Raw genomic sequence first — 21,674 nt, 5'->3', positions numbered from 1 at the left:
CCCTCATAAGTGGCTCAGTTTTCGGTCGGCGCCAACAGCCACGACATTGGACGCCGCGCGCTCGCGCGCCTGCCGGCTGAAGTCGGCACTTGAAAGCCGCAAAGTCCATGCTGAAGTACTCAACTACTGTCGCGCCGAACTGCTGGATGAAAACTATTTCCATGCCGTCTTCGAGTCGACCAAAGGTGTCGCCGAGCGCATCCGTTCCATGTCTGGCCTGACCATGGATGGCGCCGAGTTAGTGAGCCGGACGTTTTCGACGCAAAACCCGATCCTGGTTTTCGGTTCGCTCGCCACCGAATCTGAGAAGAGCGAGCAAAAAGGCTTCGCCCATCTGCTGGTGGGCCTCTTCGGCGCCGTGCGCAACCCACTCGCCCATGCCCCCAAGACAAACTGGCCGATGTCCGAACAAGATGCCCTGGACATCCTGACACTGGTATCACTCATTCACCGCAAGCTGGATCGCACGCTGAAAGCGAATACCGCGGCGTTGTAGCGGCTCCCCGTGTCTCCAGAGGATGGGGGTACTACCCTTTCGCGGGTGATCGGTCGGCGCCAAGACAGCCATCACGTAAGCCGTAAGCGCAACCGCTCGACAAGTTCTTCCAACTCGACGAGCCCTGCAGTGCGGCATTCCGGACTCTGTGCGATGGCGAGCATGTCGGTGAGCACACAGGCCACGCGCCATGTCTGGTTGAACCTCTCGCTCGTTTTCTCCTCGCTGCAGTACCCGGCGTGAACCGCGGCCCCGATCGATGGGCCGAGGCCATCGGCGCAGATCGAGCGCCGGGTGGCTGAAATACGCATCGCCGAAGTCGATGAGGCCAGTCAACTGCCTAGTCTGCGGATCGACGAAGACGTGTTCGGGGCCGGGGTTGCTGTGCAAGGCCACCCAGGCGTCTGCGTCCGGCAAGGCGCGCATCGCGAGGCGCGCCAACTGCAACGGGTCGAGCGCGAACGGCCAGGGCTGGGCCGCCCGCGCCACGGCTGTGACGGCGTCGTCGAAGAGGCCGCCGAACCGTGTGCGAACGTCGGCCGCCGTGTGGTCGCCGGGGATCAGGCGCGCCTCGAACAGGGGTTGCTGAGGGATTGCGTGAATGCGACGCAGCATGCGCCCCAGGTCAACCAGCGTACGCCGGCGGAGGTCACCGTCGAACCTTGCCGAGTGCATCGGCACGCCGGGCATGCGCGTCATCAAGGTGTACTCGATCCCGGGTTCGGCGACGCCCCCACCAAGGACTCGTGGAACGCGTACGCCCTCCAGGCCTGCCAGCTGCTCCAACAGGAAACGCTCCTTGTCCAGGCTCGTTCGCGCGCGCAGCTGTTGTGGTCTCTGAACCTTCAGGATCAGGCCGTCGTCGATCGCATAGGTGCGCGCCTCGCCGCCGCTCTCGTCGACGGCCCTGACGGCCTTCGCGCCCGCCGCATGCAGGCGCACGATCGCGAGCACCGCGTCGGGATCGAGCACCGGGTCGGCCGCGTCGGGTTGTATGTAGAAGTCCTTGCCCATGTCTGTCCTCCAACGTCAACGTTGATGCCAATCCCAGCCTGCCGTCTCCATGGCCAGCAGCGCGGCGAAGCGACCCCGGCACCGAATCAACTCGTCCGGCGCGCCTTGTTCGAGGATGCGACCGTCCTCGATCACGATGATGCGATCGGCCTCCAGCGCCGTTGACAGCCGATGCGCCACGATCAGAACGGCACGGCTCGAGTCGTGCGCGTCGCGGCGAAGAGCGGCGCGGAACGCAGCGTCGCTGGCGTGGTCGATCGCGGCTGTCGCTTCGTCGAGCAGCAGCACGCGAGGCTGGCGCACCAGCGCGCGCGTGAGCGCGAGCAATTGCCGTTGGCCCGCAGACAACGCGGCGCCGGCCTCGCCCGCGTCCAGGGGCGTGTCGTAGCCCTGCGGCAGTGCCTGGATGAACGCATGCGCGCCCGTTGCCTTGGCTGCCGCTTCGCAAGCAGTCCGGGTCACGAGGACGTCGCCCATCGTGAGGTTGTCGAGCACGCTGCCGCTGAACAGTTGCAGCGTCTGCGGCACGACGCCCAGGCACTGACGGCGTTCCTCGTCCGTCATGGCGCGTGGATCCGCGCCCGCCACGCGAATTTCGCCGGACCAGGGCGCATACAGGCCACCGGCGAGGTGCATCAGGCTGCTCTTGCCGGCACCGGTGCGCCCGACCAGCGCGACGTGCTCGCCTGCGCGAACGCTCAAGGAGACGCCGTTCAGCACGAGGCGATCGGCGACGTAGCCGAAGATCACATCCTTCAACTGGATCAACGGCTCCGGTTCGCTCCTTGCCTGTTGCACGGAATGGGCGACCGGTGTTTCCTCGACCGGCAGCGCCAAGACCTGGAACACGCGCTCCGCCCCGGACAGCGCGCTCTGCACGGTCTGCCATTCCTCGCCCAGCGTCGTTATCGGCGCGAAGAAGCGGCGAAACAGCAGCACGAAGGCCGTGAGCGTGCCGATAGAAACACCCCAGCCCGCCAGCGCGCCCTCGGCGCCTGCCCACAGCAGGCCGCAGACGATCAGCGACGCCAGGATGGCCATCAGCGGCGTGTAGATCGTTGAATAGCGTGTGGCCGCGAGATAGGCGTGTTGCGTGGCCTGCAGAGCGCCACGAAAGCGGTGCTCGAAGAACCCCGTTCGTCCGAAAGCACGAATGACCTCCGCGCCACCGAGGGTCTCCACGAGTGCCGTGTTGACGCTTCCCACGGCCTCCCGGCTGGCCCGTTCAGCGGCCAATACCCGCAGCTGGAACCAGCGCGTGAACCACAGCAGGGGCGGCACGGCCAGTCCGCAGAGCAGCGTCAGCGAGGGACTGAGCACGAGCATCGTCACCGTGATCGTGACCAGTCGCACGAGGTCGGCGACAAGGCTCGCGATGCCCGACGAGAACAGGCGGTCGATGGTGTCGATGTCTGCGGTGCAGCGACTGACGGTGTCACCCAACGGGGTCGTGTCGAAGTAGCGCGCAGGCAGCCGTTGCAGATGGCCAAACAGGCGCGCGCGCAGGTCGCGCAACGCCCGTTGGGCTGCGATCGCGGTGCCGTACGCAGACGCGAAGCCCAACGCCTGCTGCCCGGCCACGACCAGCAGGTAGAGCACGCCCAGCAGCATCAGGCCGTCGCCACGGCCCACGGCCAAGTGGGCGTCCACGGCCTGCCGCACGAGGAGCGGCGGCAGCACCTCCAGCGCCGCACCGGCAAGCACGCAGGCTGCGATGGCCACGAGCAGGCGTCTCTGCGGCGCCAGTAGCGAGCCCACCTGGGCGGTCGTGAGTCCTCGGCGTGTTGTCGGTGCCGGCTGTGACTGTGTTGCGGTCATGCGTCCTCCGGCTGTGCCATCGCGACCTGCGCCGCGTAGATCCGTGCATACAGGCCGCCCGCCAGCATCAGCTGTTCATGAGAGCCTCGTTCGACTATGCGTCCTCCATCCAACACGACGACGAGATCCGCCTGCGGGAAGGCCGCCAGCCGGTGCGAGCACAGGACGATGGTGGCCTGTCGCGCGGCCGGCGCCCCGCGGCCGAACTCCGCGCGCAGGCTGGCAATGATCTGAGCCTCCGTCGCGACGTCGACCGCCGAGAACGGATCGTCCAGCACCAGCAGCCGAGGTCCCGCCGCCGCCGCGCGTGCCAGTGCGACGCGCTGCCGCTGACCGCCGGAAATGCGAATGCCGCGCTCGCCGATCTCGGCATCGACGCCGTGCTCGAAGCCCGCTACGTCCTTCGCAAGCGCGGCGATTTCCAGGGCGCTCATCGTGGCGAGGTCGGCCTGCTCACGTCCCATGGTGATGTTCTCGCGCACCGTACCCGAGAACAGGAAGGGCTCCTGCGGCAGGTAACCGATGTCACCGCGATGTCGTGCGGGCGCGTCGCCGTCCAGGGAAACGGTACCGCCGGCGAGCGGGTACAGGCCCAGCAGAGCCTTCGCCAGCGCACTCTTGCCCGAGCCGACCGGCCCGGTCACTGCTACGAACGCGCCTGCCGAAATCTCGAGCGAGACCTGGTTCAGCGCCGTGACGGCGGCGTCGGCGTTGCCGTGAGAGAAGCTCACGTTGTGCAGGGATACGGCGAGCCCGCGTTCAACTCGTGACGCCGGCTCGGTGAGAGTCGAGCGCGGAGTCGTTCCGGCCAGGTAGCCGGCGCGAAACGAAGCGAACCGATGCTCGCCGCGAGCAGGCAGGGCCGCAGCGAGCAAGGGGGCGAGCCGCGCGTAGGCTGCGCCGCCTGCTTGCACCGAGTTCACGAGCTGCGGCACCCGAAATCCGCGCCCGGTGAAGCGCAGAAAAAGGTCCAGATAGGTCACGAACGCCCCCAGCGTCCACGCGCCTGCGATGACTTTTTCGCCGCCTTGCCACAACACCAGCACGATGCCGGCCGCCATCAGCGTGGTGTAGACCGCGGGCAGGCCGGCGCGGGGCCGCGCCACCGCGAGATTGGTGTGCGCCTGTGCATCTGCGAGCCGCTCGATCCGCGTCTGTGCGGCCTGCTTCATCCCCAGTAGCCTCGCGACGCGGATGCCGGACAGTTGCTCCTGCAGTCCCGCGGTCAACGCGCCGTTGGCTTGTCGAGCCGCCGTCGTACGTTGGTGAATAAAGCGTCCGGCGGCCCAGGCCAGCACCATCGCGAAGGGCACGGGAATCAGCGCCTGCAGGGTCAACGACCAGTCCAGCACCAGCATGGCGACGAAGAACGACATCAAGAACAGGAGCGTGTCCCAGGTCTCGACGATCACCTCGCGGATACCGACGCCCAGCACTTCGACGTCACCGATGACGCGCGCCATGGTGTCGCCAACAGGCGTGGCAGTCAGCTTTGCCATCGGCCAGGCGAGCACCCCGCGCAGGGCATCCGCGCGCAGATTGGCGCGGATGCGCGCGTTGGCCGTCATCAACCACCAGCGCTTGCCCAGTCGCGGCAGTTCTGTGGCCAGGGTTGCGGCGGCGAACAGCGCGACGGCCTGCAGTAGCGTCGCGCGCGTCGCCTGGCCCTGCGCGAAGTGCGTCGCGGCGTCGATCGCGCGCCCGAGGCACACGGCGGGCAGGACCACGGCCGTGTTCATGACGACGCCTGCCAGGGAGCCGAGGACAAGCTGCCCGGCGGTCTGCCGATAGTAGGGACGCAGTTTCCAGAGGTAGTGCGCCATGTCAGTCGCCTGCGTGCATGCAATCCCTAGCCATTCGCGCCCCCGTTCACGGCTCTCGTTTGGGCATGGGCCGCACCAGCCCCCTATACACCACGAACTGCGCATCGTCCTTGTACTGCAGCTCCTGTCCGTCGCGCAGGACGCTGTAGCAGATCGGTTCGTCCTTGCTGATTTCCGGCTGCAGCAGGCATAGCTGATTGCCTTTGACGGACCAGCGCGCAGACCGCTGGCGGCCGTTCTCCGATCGCTCGACGCGCCCGTCCGCGAAATACTTGTGCCCCCAATGGCGTTCATCGGTCACATACTTGCCGCTGATGGTCGCACGAATCTGCGGGCCGGTCAGCGGCACCTCCCTGGCGGTTGCGGCAAGTGCGGGAAACATGGCCCCGGCGATGATGAAGCGCATGAGGTGCCGGGTAGAGCTTGTTGAGAGGCGTTGCGTAACCGAGCTGAAGGTCTTCTTTGTCACTTCGCCGCCTTCTGCGCATCCAGCGCCTTCTTCACTGACTGAGCCAGATCCACGGCCTTGCCCTTTCCCCAGTAGTGCAGAAAGACGTAGCGCGGTTCCTCGTAGGTCATGTGCTGGTGGATTGCCACGATGTTGATGCTCTGGCCACGCATGGTTTTCAGGACCGTCTGCAGTTCGTTTTCATGCATGGCGAAGTCGCCATCGACTACCGCATGCTCATCGTCGCCAGCAAAGGCCGCCCAGGTATTGATGCCCATTTCATTGCCGACGGTGGTTCCATGCATCTTGGCTGTGCGGCCAAGGGTTACTTTCACCATGCCATCCTTGACCTGCGCCTTGCTGCCCAGAATCTCCTCGATGGGCGCAGCAGTGACATGGCTTGGCGATGCGATGTCGCCCGCGAAGCTGCTGGCCGGCGTGCCTTGGGCGGCGCGCACCTGCGCGATGCGGTCGTACACCGCCTTCACGCCTGTGGCGAGCTTGCGTGCATCCCCCATGCCGCCGATGTGCATGAAGAAGACCTTGGGTTGGTCGAAGAAGAAGTGGTTGTGCAGCGCAGTCACTTCCAGGCCGTTGTCCAGCGCGACGCTCATCGCCGGGTTGACTTCATCCTCGAACAGCACCGTATCGCCCATCATCATGGTGGACGAGCCCATTGGCGTGAACGCGGCCCAGGAGGTGAGCCCCATGAACGGTGGCATGGTCCAGCGATCGACATTGATCTTCACGTCGTCGCGTGGCTTGCTGACCTTGAAGACGTTTTCCGCCTGGTTGTAGCTGCCCTTGAGGCCGGTGGCCGTTTCGATGGCAGCGGTGTCGATGGCCTGGGCCATGGCCGGGGCGCCTGTAGTGAGCAGGCCCGCGGCCAGGGCCAGTGTGGAGAGGGTTAGACGCAGCATGGAGTTTCCTTGGTAGTTGGCGGGATGCAGCTCCGGGGGCTGGCCGGAGCGGGTAATCGAGGCAGGTGCCGGTCAATCGAACGGGTATTTCGACGACAGAGGTTCCGGAGTGACCTCGTAGAGGTCTTGGCCGTGGGCGCGCAGCAGATAGGCCTTGCCTTTGCGCAGTACCGTCCAGCATTCGGGCTCTACACCCGTGCTGATGCTTACGCACAATTCCTTGCCCACGATCTTCCAATGCCCCTGGTGCGGCCGCCCCAGTTCAATGGACTTCGTGCGTCCATCGGGAAGGAGGTAAGCGGACCAGTGCGCGCCTTCGGATATGACATTGCCGACGAAGACTGTCTTGATCTGCGCGCCGGTGAGTTCGCTGGGGCCGGGCGCTGCCGATGCCGCCACCAGGCTCAGGGACTGAATGAGTGTGGCGAAGGCAAGACGGGGGATTGCGGACATTTGGTGCATTTTCAGTTGGGCGGATCAGGCTGGCATGACCGGCGGCCAGTTGTGTGTCTCGGCCTGGCATGCGCGGCACCACGCATAGAGGGCGTCGTACATCACCATGCCGTGCTGGAGCATTTCGTGGTCGTCGCTAAAGTTGTGCGACAGCCCGAGCGAGAGCGCATAGAGCCCTGCTGATTGCGGCGTCAGGTCGAGCCGGGAGGTGTCGGCACCGCGCACGATCTCGGCCAACTGGCGCAGCGCTGGGTCGTCCAGGTGGTACTTCGACAGGAAGGAATCGAAACTGCACAGCTCGCCCACATGGCTTAGTTCGACATTCGGGATGTCGTAGGGGATGGCGCCGGTAGCGTTGGCGGTTTTCAGCACCTCGCTGGCCGGCACATAGAGAAATTCCGCCTGCTGGTCGATGAAGCGCGCAACCAGCCAGGGACAGGCGATGCGGTCGATCTTGGGGCGTTCGCGTGTAATCCACTTCATGGTGCTACTCCTTTGCTTCAAATGTCACGCCAGCAGCGCGACAGGCTTCGATGCCTCCGGCCACGAAGCGTGCGTCGAGGCCATGCGCTCGTAGCGCGAGCGCCACCGACTGGCTGACTTCATGGCCGTGCACGCAATACACAAGGACGGGTTTAGAGGTATCGATTTCACGGCTCCAATTTGCCAACTGCACGGGATCGCGCCGAATGGCCCCGGCGATGCGATCAGGCGCTTGTGCGTAGCCTGCCGTGCGTCGCACGTCGATCAGTTGGAGGTCACCGCCGACTTCCTCTGGTGCGGCCGACCAGGGCAGTGCATCAGCCTCGACGGCGGCAGCGTAGCGCTGCATCACGGCATTCCAGCGGATGTTTTGCATGAAGGCGTCAACATACGCGGCCGCCTTGGCACCGAAATCCATGTGGTAGGCGTGCTCGTACATGTCCAGTGCCAGCAGCGGTGTGGCGCCGGCCAGCAGGTTCGTATGGTCTGCCGCCCAATGGTTGATCAGCCGCGCCTCGCGTGTGGACCATGACAGCAGCGCCCACCCCGAGCCGCCGCCCATGGCCTTGGCCAGTGCGGAGAATTCCGTGCGCCAGCGGTCAACGCTGCCAAAGTCGCGGGCCAAGGCAACTGCCAGGCCGGAGTCCGGCAATGCACCGTCGCCTCCCAGCGTGTCGAAGTACAGCTCGTGGAGCCAAGCGGAATTGGCGGCGATCAGCTCTTCGCGCTTCAGGCCATTGATCATGAAGACCGGAGCGGTCGGCCAATCCAGGTGCGCCAGTTGCTGGCGAATAGCATCCAGGCGCTTGACTGCGCCGGTGTAGTTATTCGCGTGATGGCTGAGGATGAGTTTCTCGGACAGCCCGTTGAGGGCAGCGAGGTTGATGGTAAGGGGGCGTAGTTGTAAATCCATTGGAGTGTTCCTAGAAATGTGGCAAGTCATGGGTTAAGGCGTGGACTCCTCTCGCTTCTATTCAGCTGCGGGTCACCAGCGGGTAGACGACCAGCCCAATCAGTGCCGCGGCAGCGACAACGATCGGCTCCGGCAACTTCTTGAATTTCCAAAGCAAGGCAGCAGTCCCCAGGGCGAGTAGCGCCGTGGGAACGTCCTTGATCGAGCGCACCCCGATAACTACCACGGCTCCGGCCAACGATCCGATGGCGGCTGCCGTCACGCCATCGACGAATGCCACGATTCCCGGTTTCTTTCCATATTTCTTGAAGTACGGGGCTGGCAGGACTGTGAAGAGATAGCACGGCAGGAAGGTTGCCAGCGCCGCAGCAACCGCGCCCCAGAAGTCCGCGACCAGAAAGCCGATGAACCCGGTAGTGATGACGACAGGACCGGGAGTGATCATGGCGACTGCGACAGCGTCAAGGAACTGGTGATCGGTCAACCATCCGTACTCCTTGACCACTCCGCTGTACAGAAACGGGACGATAGCTAGGCCGCTACCAAAAACAAAACTGCCCGCGTAGAAGAAATACTTGGTGATCTGCCACAGCTTGGTCCAGTCGACGTTGGACAAGCCAAGCAAGGCCAGCAAAGGAATAGCACTGCTGTGCAGCGTGCTGGACGGCTTAATAAATTTCGGCGGCGCGCGCAACAACCACACGAGAACGCCTGCGCCCAGGAACAGCCACAGTTCCTCGGATTGGGTGATGATCGTCACCGCCGCCGCTACTGCAAAGATGGCCCATTGCAGTTTGTCTTTGCCGATGTTCTTGGTAGAGAGCTTCCAGGTGCTGATAGCAATGATCCCAATGACAGCGGAACTCACGCCATAAAACACGGCCTGCATCCAACCCAGACCGCCGAAATGCGTATAGGCCCAACCCAGTCCGATCACCATCAGAAACGAGGGCAGCACAAAAGCGAGGCCCACCAGGGTGGCCCCTAGGAAGCTGTAGTGAACAAAGCCCAGGTAGATGGCCAACTGCGCGGCTAACGGTCCTGGCGCGAGCTGCGCCAAGGCCAGCCCTTCCTTGTAGTCTGCCTCGGTGAACCATTGGCGCCGTTCCACCAAGTCGCGATCCATGTAGCCGGCCAGGGCTACGGGTCCGCCGAAGCCCAGTGCTCCGAGCCGTAAGAAATAAGCAATCAATTGCCACAGCGTATAGCTGCGAGGCGCCGCACTGCTGATGGCTGCAGCTGAAGTGGTCTCGTTCATGAAGATTCGTTCCTAAAAAAGTGATCTGAGTTAAAGAAGTGATCTGAGGTGGGTCGTCACGTTTTGCGACTACTGGAGAAATGGGCATGGAGCGAATCCAGCACGCCGCCGATGTCGACCAGCAGCGCGTCGTCGTCCGGCCAGCGCTTGCGTGCGCCGGCCAGCACGGCCTCGAAGCCGCTGGCCTCGGGTGTGGTCGCGCCACCCACGTCGAGCGCATGCACCATGGCTCCCAGGCGCGAGAGACCCCGATCGTCCTCCAGGCCGAAGCTCGCCAGCAGTACCTCGAACGTCACCCGCTCGCCCACGTGCGAGAAAGTCGCGCCGTCGAAATCGAAACCCAGCGCATCGGACGGGCAGTCTGCTGCGGTGTTCAGCCACAGGAAGCGCGCGTGAGGGTCGATAAAACGCTGGATCAGCCAGGCACTCGCCACGCGGTCCACCCAGAGATGGCGGCGTGTGGCCCAGACTCGCCCCTGGTACTGCATGCGATCACGCCGAGCAATGCGGCCGGCCATAGGCTGCGGCTCGCCGGGTGACTGCATAGATTCGAGGGCGTTGGCGAAATCGCGCCACTGGGCGTCGGCGCGGATCGACGTCTCGCCGGGAAAGAAGTCGATTTTGCGGATGACCTCATAGGCACGCGCATGCTTGCGCTGTGTACGCTGGAGTTCGGCTGCGCTCAGAGCGGAAAGCGTCTGGCGTGCTTGCGCCAGTTCCTCCAGCCAGGGGGTGTAATCGGCCGTCCGGTCGAACAGCGCCTGAAAGGTGGCCTGCTCAGCCAGGTCAAGGGCTTGTACCTGCAGCAGCCAGGCTTGGCCACCTTCCTGCAGCGCTTCATCGGCCAGCATTTGTAGCTGCGCAGCCTGTTCGGCCTGAGCGGGCAGTAGGTAGGCGCCGTCGCGCAAGGCGGCACAGCCGAGCGCCTTGACGGCGCGCCAAATCCGCATGCGTGCCGTGGCGCTCGCGGAGGGGAGGCTGACGATGAGGGTCAGCCAAGAGTCGGAGGTGAGAGTCATGGCAACAGCTTAAATCCCTGTCACGGTCGTTGCAATGATGTAGCGATCTCTACAAAACAGTAACTACTGGGTTCAGAAGATTTGCACCCCTGTCGGCGCCAACAGGCACTACGGCCAGGCGACACGTTGGTCGTTTGGAAACTGGATCGGCTCGGGCGCGACCTGCGCCATCTGATCAATACCGTCCATGACCTGACCGGACGCGGCATCGGCCTCAAGGTGCTGACCGGGCACGGCGCGGCCATTGACACCACGACCGCCGCCGGCAAGCTGGTCTTCGGTATCTTCGCCGCGCTGGCCGAGTTCGAGCGCGAGTTGATCGCCGAGCGCACCGTGGCGGGCCTGGCCTCAGCACGGGCACGCGGCCGGAAAGGCGGCCGGCCGTTCAAGATGACCGCCGCCAAGCTGCGGCTGGCGATGGCGGCAATGGGGCAGTCAGAGACCAAGGTCGGCGACCTGTGCCAGGAACTTGGCATCACGCGGCAGACCCTGTATCGGCATATTTCACCCAAGGGCGAGCTACGTCCAGATGGCGAGAAGCTACTCAGCCGAATTTGATGCCGACATGAGGCGACGTAGCGAAAGCGTGGTTTGTCTCAATTTGACGGCGGCGAACCGCAAGCGTTCGGTTCGCCGCTCGTTTCGGTCGCAGTGCTGGCCCGCGCCTGGAAACGTTGATAACACTCCAGCCCGCAGAAGTGCTCGACGTACTCCGCGCCTTCCGGTGTGAAGGCGGCATCGAGCGGAATTTCCTTGCAGCACACGCAGCAACTGGTGGCGGTCGGATCATTTGCATTCATGGTGGCACCCCTCCATTGACTGACGAAGACGGCGAATGCCGCCGCCGGCATCGGCTTTGCGAACAGAAAGCCTTGCCCGCGCTCGAACGCTTGGGCCCTCCGCCGTAGTCCATCCATCCGGCCGGGAAGCGCTCATGATCTTTCCCTGAATGCCCGCAACGCCCGCGCCAGTGACAGAAGAAACAGGCCGGTCAAACCGAGCGCCGTGATGACCCAATACTCGACAAGGAATGCACCGGCGGTTGTGCCGGCCAGCACGGCAGCGAGGATGGACAGGTGGCAGGGGCAAGTCAGCACGGCCAGCGTGCCCCACAGGTAGCCGGTGAACGGTTTGTGCGTCTCGGCCGGCATGCGCTCGGGGCTGTTCATGGCAAACTCTCCGCATGCTGTGCCGGCGCGGTCGGCATGGCGGCCAACTGCACTTCCAGATTGGCCAACGCTTCGCGCCGGCGTTCGACGAACTGACGCAGCACAGCAAGCTGCGCGGCAGTTTCATCGCAGTTCGCCGCATCCAGCGCCCGGCACAGCCGCGCCAATGCGCCGAGGCCGATGCCCGCCTCGAAGGCGGCCCGCACGAAGCACAGTCGCTGCAAGGCGGCGTCATCGAACAGGCCGTAGCCACCCGTGGTGCAGGCGACTGGCCGCAGCAATCCACGCAGCAGGTAATCGCGCACGATATGCACACTCACCCCGGCATCAAGAGCCAGCCGGGACACCGTGTAGGCGTTCATCGAACACCTCCTTTTCCTCATCCGGCACAACACGAAAGCTGCTTCACGTCCTTGCTGAAGGTCTGCGCCGCGAGCTTCAACCCCTCGACCATCGTCAGGTAGGGGAACAACTGGTCGGCCAGTTCCTGCACCGTCATGCGGTTGCGAATGGCGAGAACAGCCGTCTGGATCAATTCGCCGGCTTCCGGGGCGACCGCCTGTACGCCGATCAGCCGATGGCTGCCTTCCTCGATAACCAACTTGATGAAGCCGCGTGTGTCGAAGTTGGCAAGCGCACGCGGCACGTTGTCGAGCGTGAGCGTGCGACTGTCGGTTTCGATCCCGTCGTGATGCGCTTCCGCTTCGCTGTAGCCCACGGTTGCTACTTGCGGATCGGTGAACACCACGGCCGGCATCGCGGTTAGATTGATGGCAGCATCCCCTCCGGTCATGTTGATCGCGGCACGGGTGCCGGCCGCTGCCGCCACATAGACGAATTGTGGCTGGTCCGTGCAGTCGCCGGCCGCGTAAATGTGTGGCGTGCTGGTGCGCATGCCCTTGTCGATGACGATGGCACCCTGCGCATTGACGGTGACTCCCGCCGCGTCGAGTGCCAGGCTGCGCGTGTTCGGTGTCCGTCCGGTAGCGACCAGCAGCTTGTCGGCACGTACTTCACCGTGTCCTGTGGTCAGCACGAATTCGCCGTTCACATGCGCGACCTGGCTGGCTTGCGTGTGTTCCAGTACCTTGATCCCTTCGGCACGGAAGGCCGCTGTGACGGCCTCGCCGATGGACGGGTCGTCGCGGAAGAACAGCGTGTTGCGAGCTAGGATCGTGACCTGGCTGCCCAGCCGGGCGAAGGCTTGCGCCAGTTCCAGCGCGACCACCGACGAGCCGATCACGGCTAGGCGTTCGGGAAGGGTGTCGCTGACCAGGGCCTCGGTGGAAGTCCAGTAGGGTGACTCTTTCAGGCCCGGAATCGGCGGCACGGCCGGGCTGGCACCCGTGGCGACTAAGCAGCGGTCGAAAGCTACCACGCGCTCGCCACCATCGTTTAAACGGACGACCAGGCTCTGCTCATCCTTGAAACGCGCCTCACCATGTACAACGGTGATGGCCGGGTTGCCGTCCAGAATGCCTTCGTACTTGGCGTGCCGCAGTTCGTCGACGCGGGCCTGCTGCTGGGCCAGTAGTTTGCTGCGGTCAATCGTAGGCACAGTTGCCGCAATACCGCCATCGAACGGGCTTTCCCGGCGCAGATGGGCGATGTGGGCGGCGCGGATCATGATCTTGGACGGCACACAGCCGACATTGACGCAGGTGCCGCCGATGGTGCCGCGCTCGATCAGCGAGACGTGCGCGCCTTGCTCGACGGCCTTCAGTGCTGCCGCCATTGCCGCGCCACCGCTACCAATGACGACGACCTGCAACGGGCGTTCGTTGCCACTGGGCTTATCAGCGGCCCCTATCCAGCCGCGCATCTTGTCGAGCAGGCCGGCGCGGTTGTCCGTCGGTGGCGCATCGGCAAGCGTTGCCTCGTAGCCCAGTCCGGCCACGGCGGTAGTCAGCGCATCCGATGACGTGCCCGCCTCAATGGCGAGTTGCGCTGCGCCCTTCGGATAGGACACCAGCGCCGATTGCACGCCGGGCACTTTCTCCAAGGCTTCCTTGACGTGAGCCGCGCACGAGTCGCAGGTCATCCCGGTGATTTTCAGGGTGGTCATGTATTTTTCCTTTTCTGTGGTGGCTACGGCTGTTGCCGTCAGCCACGTTGTTCTGGCAATTCACAGCTGTCCGGCCCGCAGCGGCGATGTGCTGGCGAGATGAAATCCCAGACCGACACCCCAACCATCAAGGCCAGGCCGACATAGAGCAGTCCACCGCTCTGCCAGCCGTAAGCCCGCATTAAAAACACCGCTGCCAGCACCAAGATCGGGCCTATCGTGCCGAGCGCCGTGCGTCGCCACTGTCGATGATTGAGCCAAGCGATAGCATTGGCGAGTAACGCGATGCCGGCGAACATCGGCAGCAGGATGCCAATGAATAGCCCCTCGTACTGGCTCAAGAAGCCCAGTCCGATGGCCGCGCCAAAGCTGGCGATGGCAGGAAAACAGGCGGCGCAGCCCATCGCGGAAACGACGCTGCCGAGCGCGCCGGTTTTGCCAGCGATGCGCGTGATGAGTCCCATGTGTCGCTCCCGAGTTCGGTTAACGGATCAGCGTTTGAGGCTGGACGGATAGCCCGCGTCCTCGGTCGCCTTGGTCAACTTCTGGACGTTGGTCTTGGCATCGTCGAAGGTGACGACGGCCTGGCGCTTGTCGAAACTTACGTCGGTCTTGCTCACGCCCTCAACCTTGGAAAGCGCGTGCTTGACAGTGATCGGGCAAGAGGCGCAGGTCATGCCAGGCACGGACAGCGTGACGGTCTGAGTGGCGGCGAACACGGGGGCAACGAAAGCGGCGAGAGCGAGGGAGGCAAACAGCTTTTTCATGATGAACTCCTGATTAGTAGAAAAATGGCATGACGTAGGGAAAACCAAGCGCGACCAAGACCAACACGGCGACGAACCAGAAAATGAGCTTGTAGGTGGTGCGCACTTGCGGAATCGCGCACACCTCGCCCGGCTTGCAGGCTGCGGTCGGTCGGACGATGCGCCGCCAGGCAAAGAACAGTGCAACCAGCGCCGCGCCGATGAAGATCGGCCGATACGGCTCCAATACCGTCAGGTTGCCGATCCAAGCGCCGCTGAACCCCAAGGTGACCAGAACCAGCGGCCCCAGGCAGCAGGCCGAGGCGAGGATGGCAGCCAGCCCGCCGGCGAAGAGCGCCCCGCGCCCGTTTTGTGGTTCAGACATGCGCGTGTCCTTTCGAATTTAAATTGGATAGCGTAACCTTACTTCCGTAGTCATGTACGGAGTCAAGCAATATGGAAAACAATTTGGAAAATCTGACCATCGGCGTTTTCGCCAAGGCGGCCGGGGTCAACGTAGAGACCATCCGGTTCTATCAGCGCAAGGGCTTGTTGCCGGAGCCGGACAAGCCTTACGGCAGCATCCGCCGCTATGGCGAGGCGGATGTAACGCGGGTGCGGTTCGTGAAATCAGCCCAGCGGCTGGGCTTCAGTCTGGATGAAATAGCCGAACTGCTGCGGCTGGAGGATGGCACCCATTGCGAGGAAGCCAGTAGTCTGGCCGAGCACAAGCTCAAGGACGTGCGCGAAAAAATGACTGACTTGGCGCGTATGGAGTCGGTGCTTTCCGAACTTGTGTGTGCCTGCCACCTGCGGCAGGGGAATGTTTCTTGCCCGCTGATTGCTTCACTGCAAGGGAAGAAAGAACCGCGCAGTACCGACGCGGTGTAGCCAAGGGAACTACGCCTAAGCGTGCTTTATTTTCCGTTTTCTGAGGTGACGTCAACCGTCAGAAAAAACCGTGCGGCCGACTTTTGATAATTCGTGCTATCGCCTTCTGAAAATGACATATACATTGCAGATTCATTCAAAGAGCTATGCCGGGGAGCATGGCTCTTTTGTCTATACCCTATGTATCTATGAAAGGAACGTATGGCGCTCTTCTATGGTTTGGCCTCGGGGTTTGTTGTCATTGGCGTGATATGGCTGATACGCAAGATGCTGCAGCAGAGCTATATCGACAGCATGAAAGACATGCTTGCGCTAGTCGGCATGGTTTCTGGCTTGGCATGGGTGATGGTGCAAGCGCTTGATGCGCCGGAAGGCAGCGCAGGCCCAGCAACAGCATTCTTGCAATCAATCCCTTGGGGGTTGATTTGGGTAGTCGATGGGGTTTTGCTGGCAGTCCTGCTACTCGTTATTCGCAAGTGGAGAGGCCAACATGCTGCCGATAACTGAACCCCTCTCAGAGCCTCAAAAAGTGCAGTGGCAAGTGCTTTGCCGCCGCATGATGCTGGGAAACTTTCTGCTTGCTATTGGTGCGTTTGTGTCTGTGGCCATCTATGTGCGGCTTGTGCCAGGCACGAATGAACCACTCATTCATGCATTGAGCGATACCCTGTTAAATGCGGCTCCAGCTGGGCTTGCAGGGCTCTTGTATGCCATTGGATTGCTGATCTTTACCAGGCGCATAGCGGGCGGCTTTCATCGCTTCTATGTTGATGCCCTGTATTTCCGCGCAATAGGTAGCGCCATTGCCGGTGCCATCGCAGCGATTGGGTTTTACTTGCTTGCAAGGTAGGGGCTGCATGTCCGAAAAACTGACTGGCCGATGGGGGCCATACGACCCCAAAACACCGGAAGATAAGAAGAAGGCCCAAGGGCAGGCACAGAAGCGCCGAGAGCGCCAGGCTGCGCAGCTGGCATGGCTAGACAAGCATAAGAGCTGTGCGAACGGCTGCGGCAAGCCTGTGGCCTTCTACGAGGACTCGCCATCATTGGCGCTAAAGCATGGCGGCTGCTGTTCGCGTGAATGCGAAGAGGCTTGGAAGGCCAACCACCACCAACCCGCCGCCGCCAGGGGGGCGAAAAAAAGAACCATGGCCAAGGCCCCGCAATCTCTCCAGAAGATTGCCCGCGTTTACCTGCGGGTGAGCACAGAAGCCCAGGATTTAGAGCGGCAAGAGGCCATCGTCTTGCAGGCGAAAGCCAGCGGGTACTACGTGGCCGGGGTGTACCGCGAGAAGGCATCAGGAGCCCGCGCAGACCGGCCCGAGCTGCTGCGCATGGTTGCCGATCTGCAGGCCGGTGAAGTAGTCATATCGGAGCGCATCGACCGTATCAGCCGCTTGCCGTTGGCCGACGCCGAAAAGCTGATCCATACCATTCAGGCCAAAGGCGCGCGCCTAGCCGTGCCTGGCGTGTTTGACCTGTCGGAGCTGGCGACCGACGCCCAGGGGACGGCCAAAATCGTTCTGGAGGCCTTGCAAGGGATGTTGCTGCGCATGGCGCTGCAGATCGCGCGGGAAGAGTACGAGACACGCCGAGAGCGGCAGGCCCAGGGGATCGAGCTGGCCAAGAGTGCAGGCCGCTACAAAGGCCGCCAGCCCAACCAGGCACAACATGCGCGGATTGTTGCCCTGCGCCTGGCTGGCTACAGCATCCAGAAGACCGCAGACATGACGGAGAGCAGCACAGCTCAGGTCAAGCGGGTATGGGCCGAGCACAAGAAGAAGACCGAGTAGCGAAAAATTTTTGACAGGTGCCACGACTCATGAAAAGCCGCCTGCTTGATTCATAAGGCTTTTTTCATCTTGTGTGGCACTGGTCAACAAGCAAATGCTGCAGATTCCAGTTAAATTGGTTCGCTGTCCACGAAATATTGGAACGGGTGTCCATATAAAGTGGAATCTGCACAAATGCCATGGATGGTGAAAAAAATACTGTGCTTTGCCACAGATGATGAAAAAAATTGGGCTCATAGGGACACCGAATATGCAAATCAAGATCAACAGACGCAGCGCCTATGCACCTATTCGCTATGAGGCAACAAGGCCTTTTGCAGTGCCTATCAGTAAGGCTTATGTCGCAGCAAGTAAACGAGGCGAAGAGGCCCGCATTGCCTTTGTGAAAAGGCAATTGCTGCCATTGCTGCGCACCGCTGCAGTCAATTTAGGGAGGGAACAAGGGCCAGGCCCGCTGCAAAGCGAGGCGGTGAACATCCAAGTTTTCGGCTCTTATGTTGACAGTGGCAAGGTCATCTGGGCGTGTCCGAATTTTTGTGTAAACGGTTCGGACTTCAATTGACGGAGATGCGGTCTCCGAACTGAATGGTAAAGCGGGTCAGCGCAGCCTTCCAATCCCGGATGGGCATGGTCCACTTCTGACTGATGTTGCGCAGGGCCAGATAGAACAGTTTGGTCAGCGCTTCGTCACTGGGGAACGAGCCCCGGTTCTTGGTCAGCTTCCTCAGGCTCATGTTGACCGACTCGATGGCGTTGGTGGTGTAGATGACCTTGCGGATTTCGGGTGGGTAGTCAAAGAACGGAATCAGCCGGCTCCAGTTCCTGCGCCAGGACTGGCCGATGGGTTGGTACTCGGCATCCCAGCGGGCCTCGAATTCACCGAGCATCAGCTCGGCCTCCTCGGCGGTGGTTGCCGTGTAGATGCGTCGCAGGTCGGCGGCCACTTCTTTGCGACGCTTCCACGAGACGTAGTTCAGGCTGTGGCGCACCATGTGCACGATGCACAGTTGCACCACCGCCTTGGGGAATACCGCCTCAATGGCGTCGGGGAAGCCTTTAAGCCCGTCGACGCAGGCGATGAAGATGTCCTGCACGCCCCGGTTGCGAAGTTCGGTGACGACCTGCAGCCAGAACTTGGCACCCTCGGTTTGCGCCAGCCACAGGCCCAGCACCTCCTTGTCACCCGTCATGGTGATGCCGATGGCCAAGTACACCGCCTTGACCCGCACAGCGCCCTCGCGCACCTTCACATGGATGCAGTCCAGATAGACGATGGGGTAGATTGCATCGAGCGGGCGGGCTTGCCAGGTCTTGACCTCATCGGCCACGGCGTCGGTCACCGAGGAAATCAGGCTGGGCGAGACCTCGGTGCCGTACATCTCCTCCAGGTGGGCCTGTATCTCGCGCACCGTCATGCCGCGGGCGTACAGCGAGATGATTTTGTCGTCGAAGCCGGCCCAGCGGGTCTGGTGCTTGGGGATGAGCTGGGGCTCGAAGCTGCCATGGCGGTCACGTGGCACCTCGATGGGCAACTCGCCGAAATCGCCCTTGAGGGTCTTCTTGCTCTTGCCATTGCGGGTGTTGCCAGTGGTGTTGGCTACCGCTTCGTTGCGTTCGTGGCCCAGATGCTCGGTCAGTTCGGCGTCTAGGGCTCGCTCCACCAGCAGCTTGGTCAACTGCTTGAGCAGGCCGTTCTCGCCGATGAGGTCTTCGGGCTTCTTGTAGTTGGCCAGCAGGCCAGACAGCAGTTCTTCGGGTACGTCGTGTTTCTTGGTGCTCATTGTGCTTACGGACAGGCCGGCTTGCGCCGGCGGTTGATTGTCCGTTTACACAAAATTCTGCACACCCTCTGTCCTCCAGAAAAATTGAATCAATTGATAAAGAAAAACTTAACAATAGTTGCCTGCTTTGCAGCGAAGACAGGCCCCATCACTGCCATCGGAGACTTGTGGCCGAGTACCTTGCTGGCAAGTGGTCGAATGTCGAAATCGTGCATCTTTAGGGCCGAAGGCACGTATCGTGAATGGAAGTACATCACACATTTCGCATCAAGCTCGGGGCCTCCAATCACAGCTCGATCTCGACGGTTCATGAGGCATGCAGCCCCAGGTACAGACAGCTCTCAGAAAGCTGCTCGCAAATGTCGTGGCACTCCTAGGATGCACTAGGAGATCGACCCATGTGTGGGCTATCATGAGCGACGCCTAGGCCCACATGGGGCTCGTCCGGATCACCGCCATTCGCGTCTCGGTTTGGCACTGCTATAGGTCTTCTGAAATAGCTGACGCATCAGGCCAAGTTGAAGTGCTTCAATTAGGAGATGTTCCATGTCAACCGGTATGTTCATACTGCACTCCAACTATACGCCGGCGGGGGACCAGCCAGAAGCGATAGCGCGCCTGCTATCTGACCTAGAAGAAGGTGCGACACACCAAACGCTGAAGGGGATCACTGGCTCAGGCAAGACCTTTACGATGGCCAATGTGATCCATCGTCTGAAGCGGCCTACATTGATCTTGGCTCCTAACAAGACATTGACCGCGCAGCTTTATAGTGAAATGAAGCATTTCTTCCCAGAAAATGCGGTCGAGTATTTTGTTTCCTACTATGACTATTTCCAGCCCGAGGTCTATATACCGGGCAGTGATCGCTTCATTCAAAAGGACTCGGCGATCAATGATCATCTTGAGCGTCTGCGTCTATCCACGACCAAATCCTTGATTGAGCGCCGCGACGTGATTGTCGTTGCTTCGGTTTCTTCAATCTACGGCCTGGGTGATCCAGATGCATACCGAGCGCTGCAGATGGCTCTGTCCCCTGGGGCCAACCTAAATCAGCGGGAGCTGATTCGTCGCCTGGTTCTACTGCAATATGAGCGTACTGAGCGCACCCTCAAGCGTGCAACGTTCCGAGTTCGAGGTGAGGTGATTGATATTTTCCCTGCCGATTCAGAACACAGGGCGGTTCGGGTGGAACTGCTGGACGACTCTGTTGAGTCTGTTCAATGGCTAGACCCTGTTACGGGTAAAACACTGGGGAAAATTGACCACTACTTGGTTTCTCCAAAGACGCTTTTCGCGACACCTACGAACAAGATCGAATCCGCGTCCGAGAAGATTCTCGCTGAAATGGAAGAGCGCGTTGCCCAACTAAACAGGGACAATCGCTTGGTCGAGGCCAACCGTCTGTACGAGCGGATCACAAACGACGTAGAGATGATGCGGGAGCTTGGCTACTGCTCGGGGATGGAGAATTATTCCTGCTACTTCAGTGACCGGGACTCGGCTGCGCCTCCGATCACCTTGCTGGATTACCTGCCGAAAGACGGGCTCCTGTTCGTTGATGAATCCCACGTCATGGTGCCGCAGATATCCGCAATGTACCGGGGGGATCAGGCACGCAAGGATACGTTGATCGATTACGGGTTCCGTTTGCCTTCATCGAAGAACAACCGGCCATTGAACTTTGGCGAATTCGAGAAGGTCAAGCCACAGACCATCTTTGTTTCGGCCACTCCTGGTGAATACGAGTTGAGGGTATCGAAAGGCCGGGTTGTCGAGCAGATCATCCGGCCCACAGGGCTGCTTGATCCCAAGGTGGAGGTGCGAAAGGCGGACGGGCGCATGAACGATCTGCTTGCCGAAATATCGACGTGCGTGAAGAGAAAAGACCGCGTGCTCGTGACCACGCTGACAAAGGTCGGCGCGGAAGAGTTGACGGATTTCTTGACGGACAGCGGAATCCGAGCGCGCTACATGCATTCGGACATCAAGGCGGAGGATCGTGTTGAAATCATCAATGGCCTGCGCGCTGGGGAGTTTGATGTTCTGATCGGCGTGAGCCTTTTGCGCGAGGGGCTGGATATCCCCGAGGCGTCATTGGTAGCCATTCTCGATGCGGACCGTGCGGGCTTCCTGAGGTCGGCCCAGGCGCTCATTCAGATGATAGGCCGAGTCGCCCGGAATGAGAACGGAAAAGCGATCTTGTATGCGGATGCGATGACTCCTGCGATGCAGCAAGCAATTGATGAGACAAATCGGCGCAGGGAACTTCAAATTGCCTTTAACGAAGAAAACGGAATCTCTCCGACCTCTTCTGTGCGAAAGCTGGCAGGAAAAGAGACGAATGCGGAGGAACCCACAGTTCACTCCGAGGCTTTCTGCAAGAGTTTGTCCGACCTTTGCGACCAAATCACTGCCAAGGAACAATTACTACTCGAATTTACCGACGCTGGTGACGAGCAACACGTGGAAGAAATCCGTAGTCAATTGGATGTTTTGTACCGGCAATTCATTTATATCTAATCTTTAGCCGGCTTTAATAGCAACTAAGTTGTACGGTCGACCGATCTGCATCTAGTTTAAG

27 protein-coding genes are annotated in these 21,674 nt (G+C 61.4%); 9 read left to right on the top strand and 18 right to left on the bottom strand.

What is annotated here, in order from left to right; all coding sequences use genetic code 11:
- Nucleotides 1–46 precede the first annotated feature (46 nt).
- Nucleotides 47–496, top strand: a complete 450-nt coding sequence (locus BKK79_RS15750) for a TIGR02391 family protein (protein ID WP_013722008.1) — start codon at nt 47–49, stop codon at nt 494–496.
- Here the strand turns inward: BKK79_RS15750 and BKK79_RS15745 are convergent.
- The 10 genes from BKK79_RS15745 to BKK79_RS15700 form a co-directional block, all read right to left on the bottom strand.
- Nucleotides 440–1,510, bottom strand: a complete 1,071-nt coding sequence (locus tag BKK79_RS15745; protein WP_005797778.1) for a phosphotransferase family protein — start codon at nt 1,508–1,510, stop codon at nt 440–442. The genes BKK79_RS15750 and BKK79_RS15745 overlap by 57 nt on opposite strands.
- Before the next feature lie 15 nt (nt 1,511–1,525).
- The gene (locus BKK79_RS15740; RefSeq protein WP_059441849.1) at nt 1,526–3,328 is read right to left on the bottom strand and encodes an ABC transporter ATP-binding protein; all 1,803 of its coding nucleotides are present in this window, start codon (nt 3,326–3,328) and stop codon (nt 1,526–1,528) included.
- On the bottom strand, nt 3,325–5,151 hold the full coding sequence (locus BKK79_RS15735; RefSeq protein ID WP_071038017.1) for an ABC transporter ATP-binding protein: 1,827 nt from the start codon (nt 5,149–5,151) through the stop codon (nt 3,325–3,327). Before BKK79_RS15735 ends, BKK79_RS15740 begins: the two co-directional genes overlap by 4 nt.
- Nucleotides 5,152–5,197: 46 nt before the next feature.
- Nucleotides 5,198–5,557, bottom strand: coding sequence for a hypothetical protein (locus BKK79_RS15730; protein WP_013722012.1), 360 nt, complete (start codon nt 5,555–5,557; stop codon nt 5,198–5,200).
- Between the two features lie 59 nt (nt 5,558–5,616).
- Entirely contained in the window at nt 5,617–6,519 is a 903-nt protein-coding gene (locus tag BKK79_RS15725; protein WP_005797786.1) for a DUF1259 domain-containing protein, read from the bottom strand.
- A gap of 72 nt (nt 6,520–6,591) precedes the next feature.
- Nucleotides 6,592–6,972 (bottom strand): hypothetical protein, encoded by a 381-nt coding sequence (locus BKK79_RS15720; RefSeq protein WP_013722014.1) that lies wholly within the window; start codon nt 6,970–6,972, stop codon nt 6,592–6,594.
- Between the two features lie 24 nt (nt 6,973–6,996).
- The gene (locus BKK79_RS15715; RefSeq protein WP_005797792.1) at nt 6,997–7,455 is read right to left on the bottom strand and encodes a chromate resistance protein ChrB domain-containing protein; all 459 of its coding nucleotides are present in this window, start codon (nt 7,453–7,455) and stop codon (nt 6,997–6,999) included.
- Between the two features lie 4 nt (nt 7,456–7,459).
- Complete coding sequence (locus BKK79_RS15710; protein WP_005797796.1) at nt 7,460–8,368, bottom strand: Fe-Mn family superoxide dismutase; 909 nt, start codon at nt 8,366–8,368, stop codon at nt 7,460–7,462.
- A 61-nt stretch (nt 8,369–8,429) separates the two neighbouring features.
- A complete protein-coding gene (locus tag BKK79_RS15705) occupies nt 8,430–9,626 on the bottom strand; it encodes a chromate transporter (protein ID WP_071038016.1) in 1,197 nt (398 codons plus the stop codon).
- Between the two features lie 56 nt (nt 9,627–9,682).
- Nucleotides 9,683–10,645, bottom strand: coding sequence for a chromate resistance protein ChrB domain-containing protein (locus BKK79_RS15700; protein WP_005797799.1), 963 nt, complete (start codon nt 10,643–10,645; stop codon nt 9,683–9,685).
- Nucleotides 10,646–10,771: 126 nt separating this feature from the next.
- Between BKK79_RS15700 and BKK79_RS15695 the strand changes: the two genes are divergently transcribed.
- On the top strand, nt 10,772–11,203 hold the full coding sequence (locus tag BKK79_RS15695) for a recombinase family protein (protein ID WP_071038015.1): 432 nt from the start codon (nt 10,772–10,774) through the stop codon (nt 11,201–11,203).
- A gap of 38 nt (nt 11,204–11,241) precedes the next feature.
- On the opposite strand, the gene BKK79_RS41115 is transcribed toward BKK79_RS15695, so the two are convergent.
- The 7 genes from BKK79_RS41115 to merT all read right to left on the bottom strand — a co-directional run bounded on the left by BKK79_RS41115 (nt 11,242) and on the right by merT (nt 15,010).
- Nucleotides 11,242–11,445 (bottom strand): DUF3330 domain-containing protein, encoded by a 204-nt coding sequence (locus tag BKK79_RS41115; protein ID WP_005413391.1) that lies wholly within the window; start codon nt 11,443–11,445, stop codon nt 11,242–11,244.
- Nucleotides 11,446–11,577: 132 nt separating this feature from the next.
- Complete coding sequence (gene merE / locus BKK79_RS15690) at nt 11,578–11,814, bottom strand: broad-spectrum mercury transporter MerE (RefSeq protein ID WP_005413392.1); 237 nt, start codon at nt 11,812–11,814, stop codon at nt 11,578–11,580.
- Nucleotides 11,811–12,176, bottom strand: coding sequence for a mercury resistance co-regulator MerD (gene merD / locus BKK79_RS15685; RefSeq protein WP_000995361.1), 366 nt, complete (start codon nt 12,174–12,176; stop codon nt 11,811–11,813). The genes merE and merD overlap by 4 nt, the downstream gene beginning before the upstream one ends.
- 17 nt (nt 12,177–12,193) lie before the next feature.
- Nucleotides 12,194–13,879, bottom strand: coding sequence for a mercury(II) reductase (gene merA / locus BKK79_RS15680; RefSeq protein ID WP_071038014.1), 1,686 nt, complete (start codon nt 13,877–13,879; stop codon nt 12,194–12,196).
- 38 nt (nt 13,880–13,917) lie between these two features.
- On the bottom strand, nt 13,918–14,343 hold the full coding sequence (gene merC, locus BKK79_RS15675; RefSeq protein ID WP_000522996.1) for an organomercurial transporter MerC: 426 nt from the start codon (nt 14,341–14,343) through the stop codon (nt 13,918–13,920).
- A 27-nt stretch (nt 14,344–14,370) separates the two neighbouring features.
- A complete protein-coding gene (gene merP, locus BKK79_RS15670; RefSeq protein WP_004178136.1) occupies nt 14,371–14,646 on the bottom strand; it encodes a mercury resistance system periplasmic binding protein MerP in 276 nt (91 codons plus the stop codon).
- Between the two features lie 13 nt (nt 14,647–14,659).
- A complete protein-coding gene (merT, locus tag BKK79_RS15665) occupies nt 14,660–15,010 on the bottom strand; it encodes a mercuric ion transporter MerT (RefSeq protein WP_005798838.1) in 351 nt (116 codons plus the stop codon).
- A 71-nt stretch (nt 15,011–15,081) separates the two neighbouring features.
- On the opposite strand from merT, the gene merR reads away from it, so the two are divergent.
- The 5 genes from merR (at nt 15,082) to BKK79_RS40360 (ending at nt 17,871) form a co-directional block, all read left to right on the top strand.
- Nucleotides 15,082–15,516 (top strand): Hg(II)-responsive transcriptional regulator, encoded by a 435-nt coding sequence (gene merR / locus BKK79_RS15660; protein WP_005798840.1) that lies wholly within the window; start codon nt 15,082–15,084, stop codon nt 15,514–15,516.
- Between the two features lie 201 nt (nt 15,517–15,717).
- A complete protein-coding gene (locus BKK79_RS15655; protein WP_071038013.1) occupies nt 15,718–16,023 on the top strand; it encodes a hypothetical protein in 306 nt (101 codons plus the stop codon).
- On the top strand, nt 16,007–16,366 hold the full coding sequence (locus BKK79_RS40365) for a hypothetical protein (protein WP_157128429.1): 360 nt from the start codon (nt 16,007–16,009) through the stop codon (nt 16,364–16,366). Before BKK79_RS15655 ends, BKK79_RS40365 begins: the two co-directional genes overlap by 17 nt.
- A gap of 7 nt (nt 16,367–16,373) precedes the next feature.
- Nucleotides 16,374–17,309: a recombinase family protein gene (locus BKK79_RS15650; RefSeq protein WP_442873233.1), complete on the top strand. Its 936-nt coding sequence runs from the start codon at nt 16,374–16,376 to the stop codon at nt 17,307–17,309.
- Nucleotides 17,310–17,559: 250 nt separating this feature from the next.
- Nucleotides 17,560–17,871 carry a hypothetical protein gene (locus tag BKK79_RS40360; RefSeq protein WP_157128428.1) on the top strand — a complete coding sequence of 104 codons (312 nt, stop codon included), beginning with the start codon at nt 17,560–17,562 and terminating at the stop codon, nt 17,869–17,871.
- Here BKK79_RS40360 and BKK79_RS15645 read toward each other — a convergent pair.
- Nucleotides 17,864–19,090: an IS256 family transposase gene (locus tag BKK79_RS15645; protein WP_034390491.1), complete on the bottom strand. Its 1,227-nt coding sequence runs from the start codon at nt 19,088–19,090 to the stop codon at nt 17,864–17,866. The two genes, BKK79_RS40360 and BKK79_RS15645, sit on opposite strands and share 8 nt — an antisense overlap.
- Between BKK79_RS15645 and BKK79_RS39065 the strand changes: the two genes are divergently transcribed.
- Both BKK79_RS39065 and uvrB read left to right on the top strand, forming a co-directional pair.
- Nucleotides 19,090–19,311, top strand: coding sequence for a DUF488 family protein (locus tag BKK79_RS39065; protein WP_232346223.1), 222 nt, complete (start codon nt 19,090–19,092; stop codon nt 19,309–19,311). The genes BKK79_RS15645 and BKK79_RS39065 overlap by 1 nt on opposite strands.
- A 325-nt stretch (nt 19,312–19,636) precedes the next feature.
- Nucleotides 19,637–21,613 (top strand): excinuclease ABC subunit UvrB, encoded by a 1,977-nt coding sequence (gene uvrB, locus BKK79_RS15640; RefSeq protein ID WP_071038011.1) that lies wholly within the window; start codon nt 19,637–19,639, stop codon nt 21,611–21,613.
- The last annotated feature ends 61 nt before the right edge of the window (nt 21,614–21,674 follow it).

Source organism: Cupriavidus sp. USMAA2-4 (genome assembly GCF_001854305.1).
Lineage (GTDB): Bacteria > Pseudomonadota > Gammaproteobacteria > Burkholderiales > Burkholderiaceae > Cupriavidus > Cupriavidus malaysiensis.
Note: the sequence above shows the minus strand (reverse complement) of the source record. Positions and strands in the feature narration are given on the sequence as shown.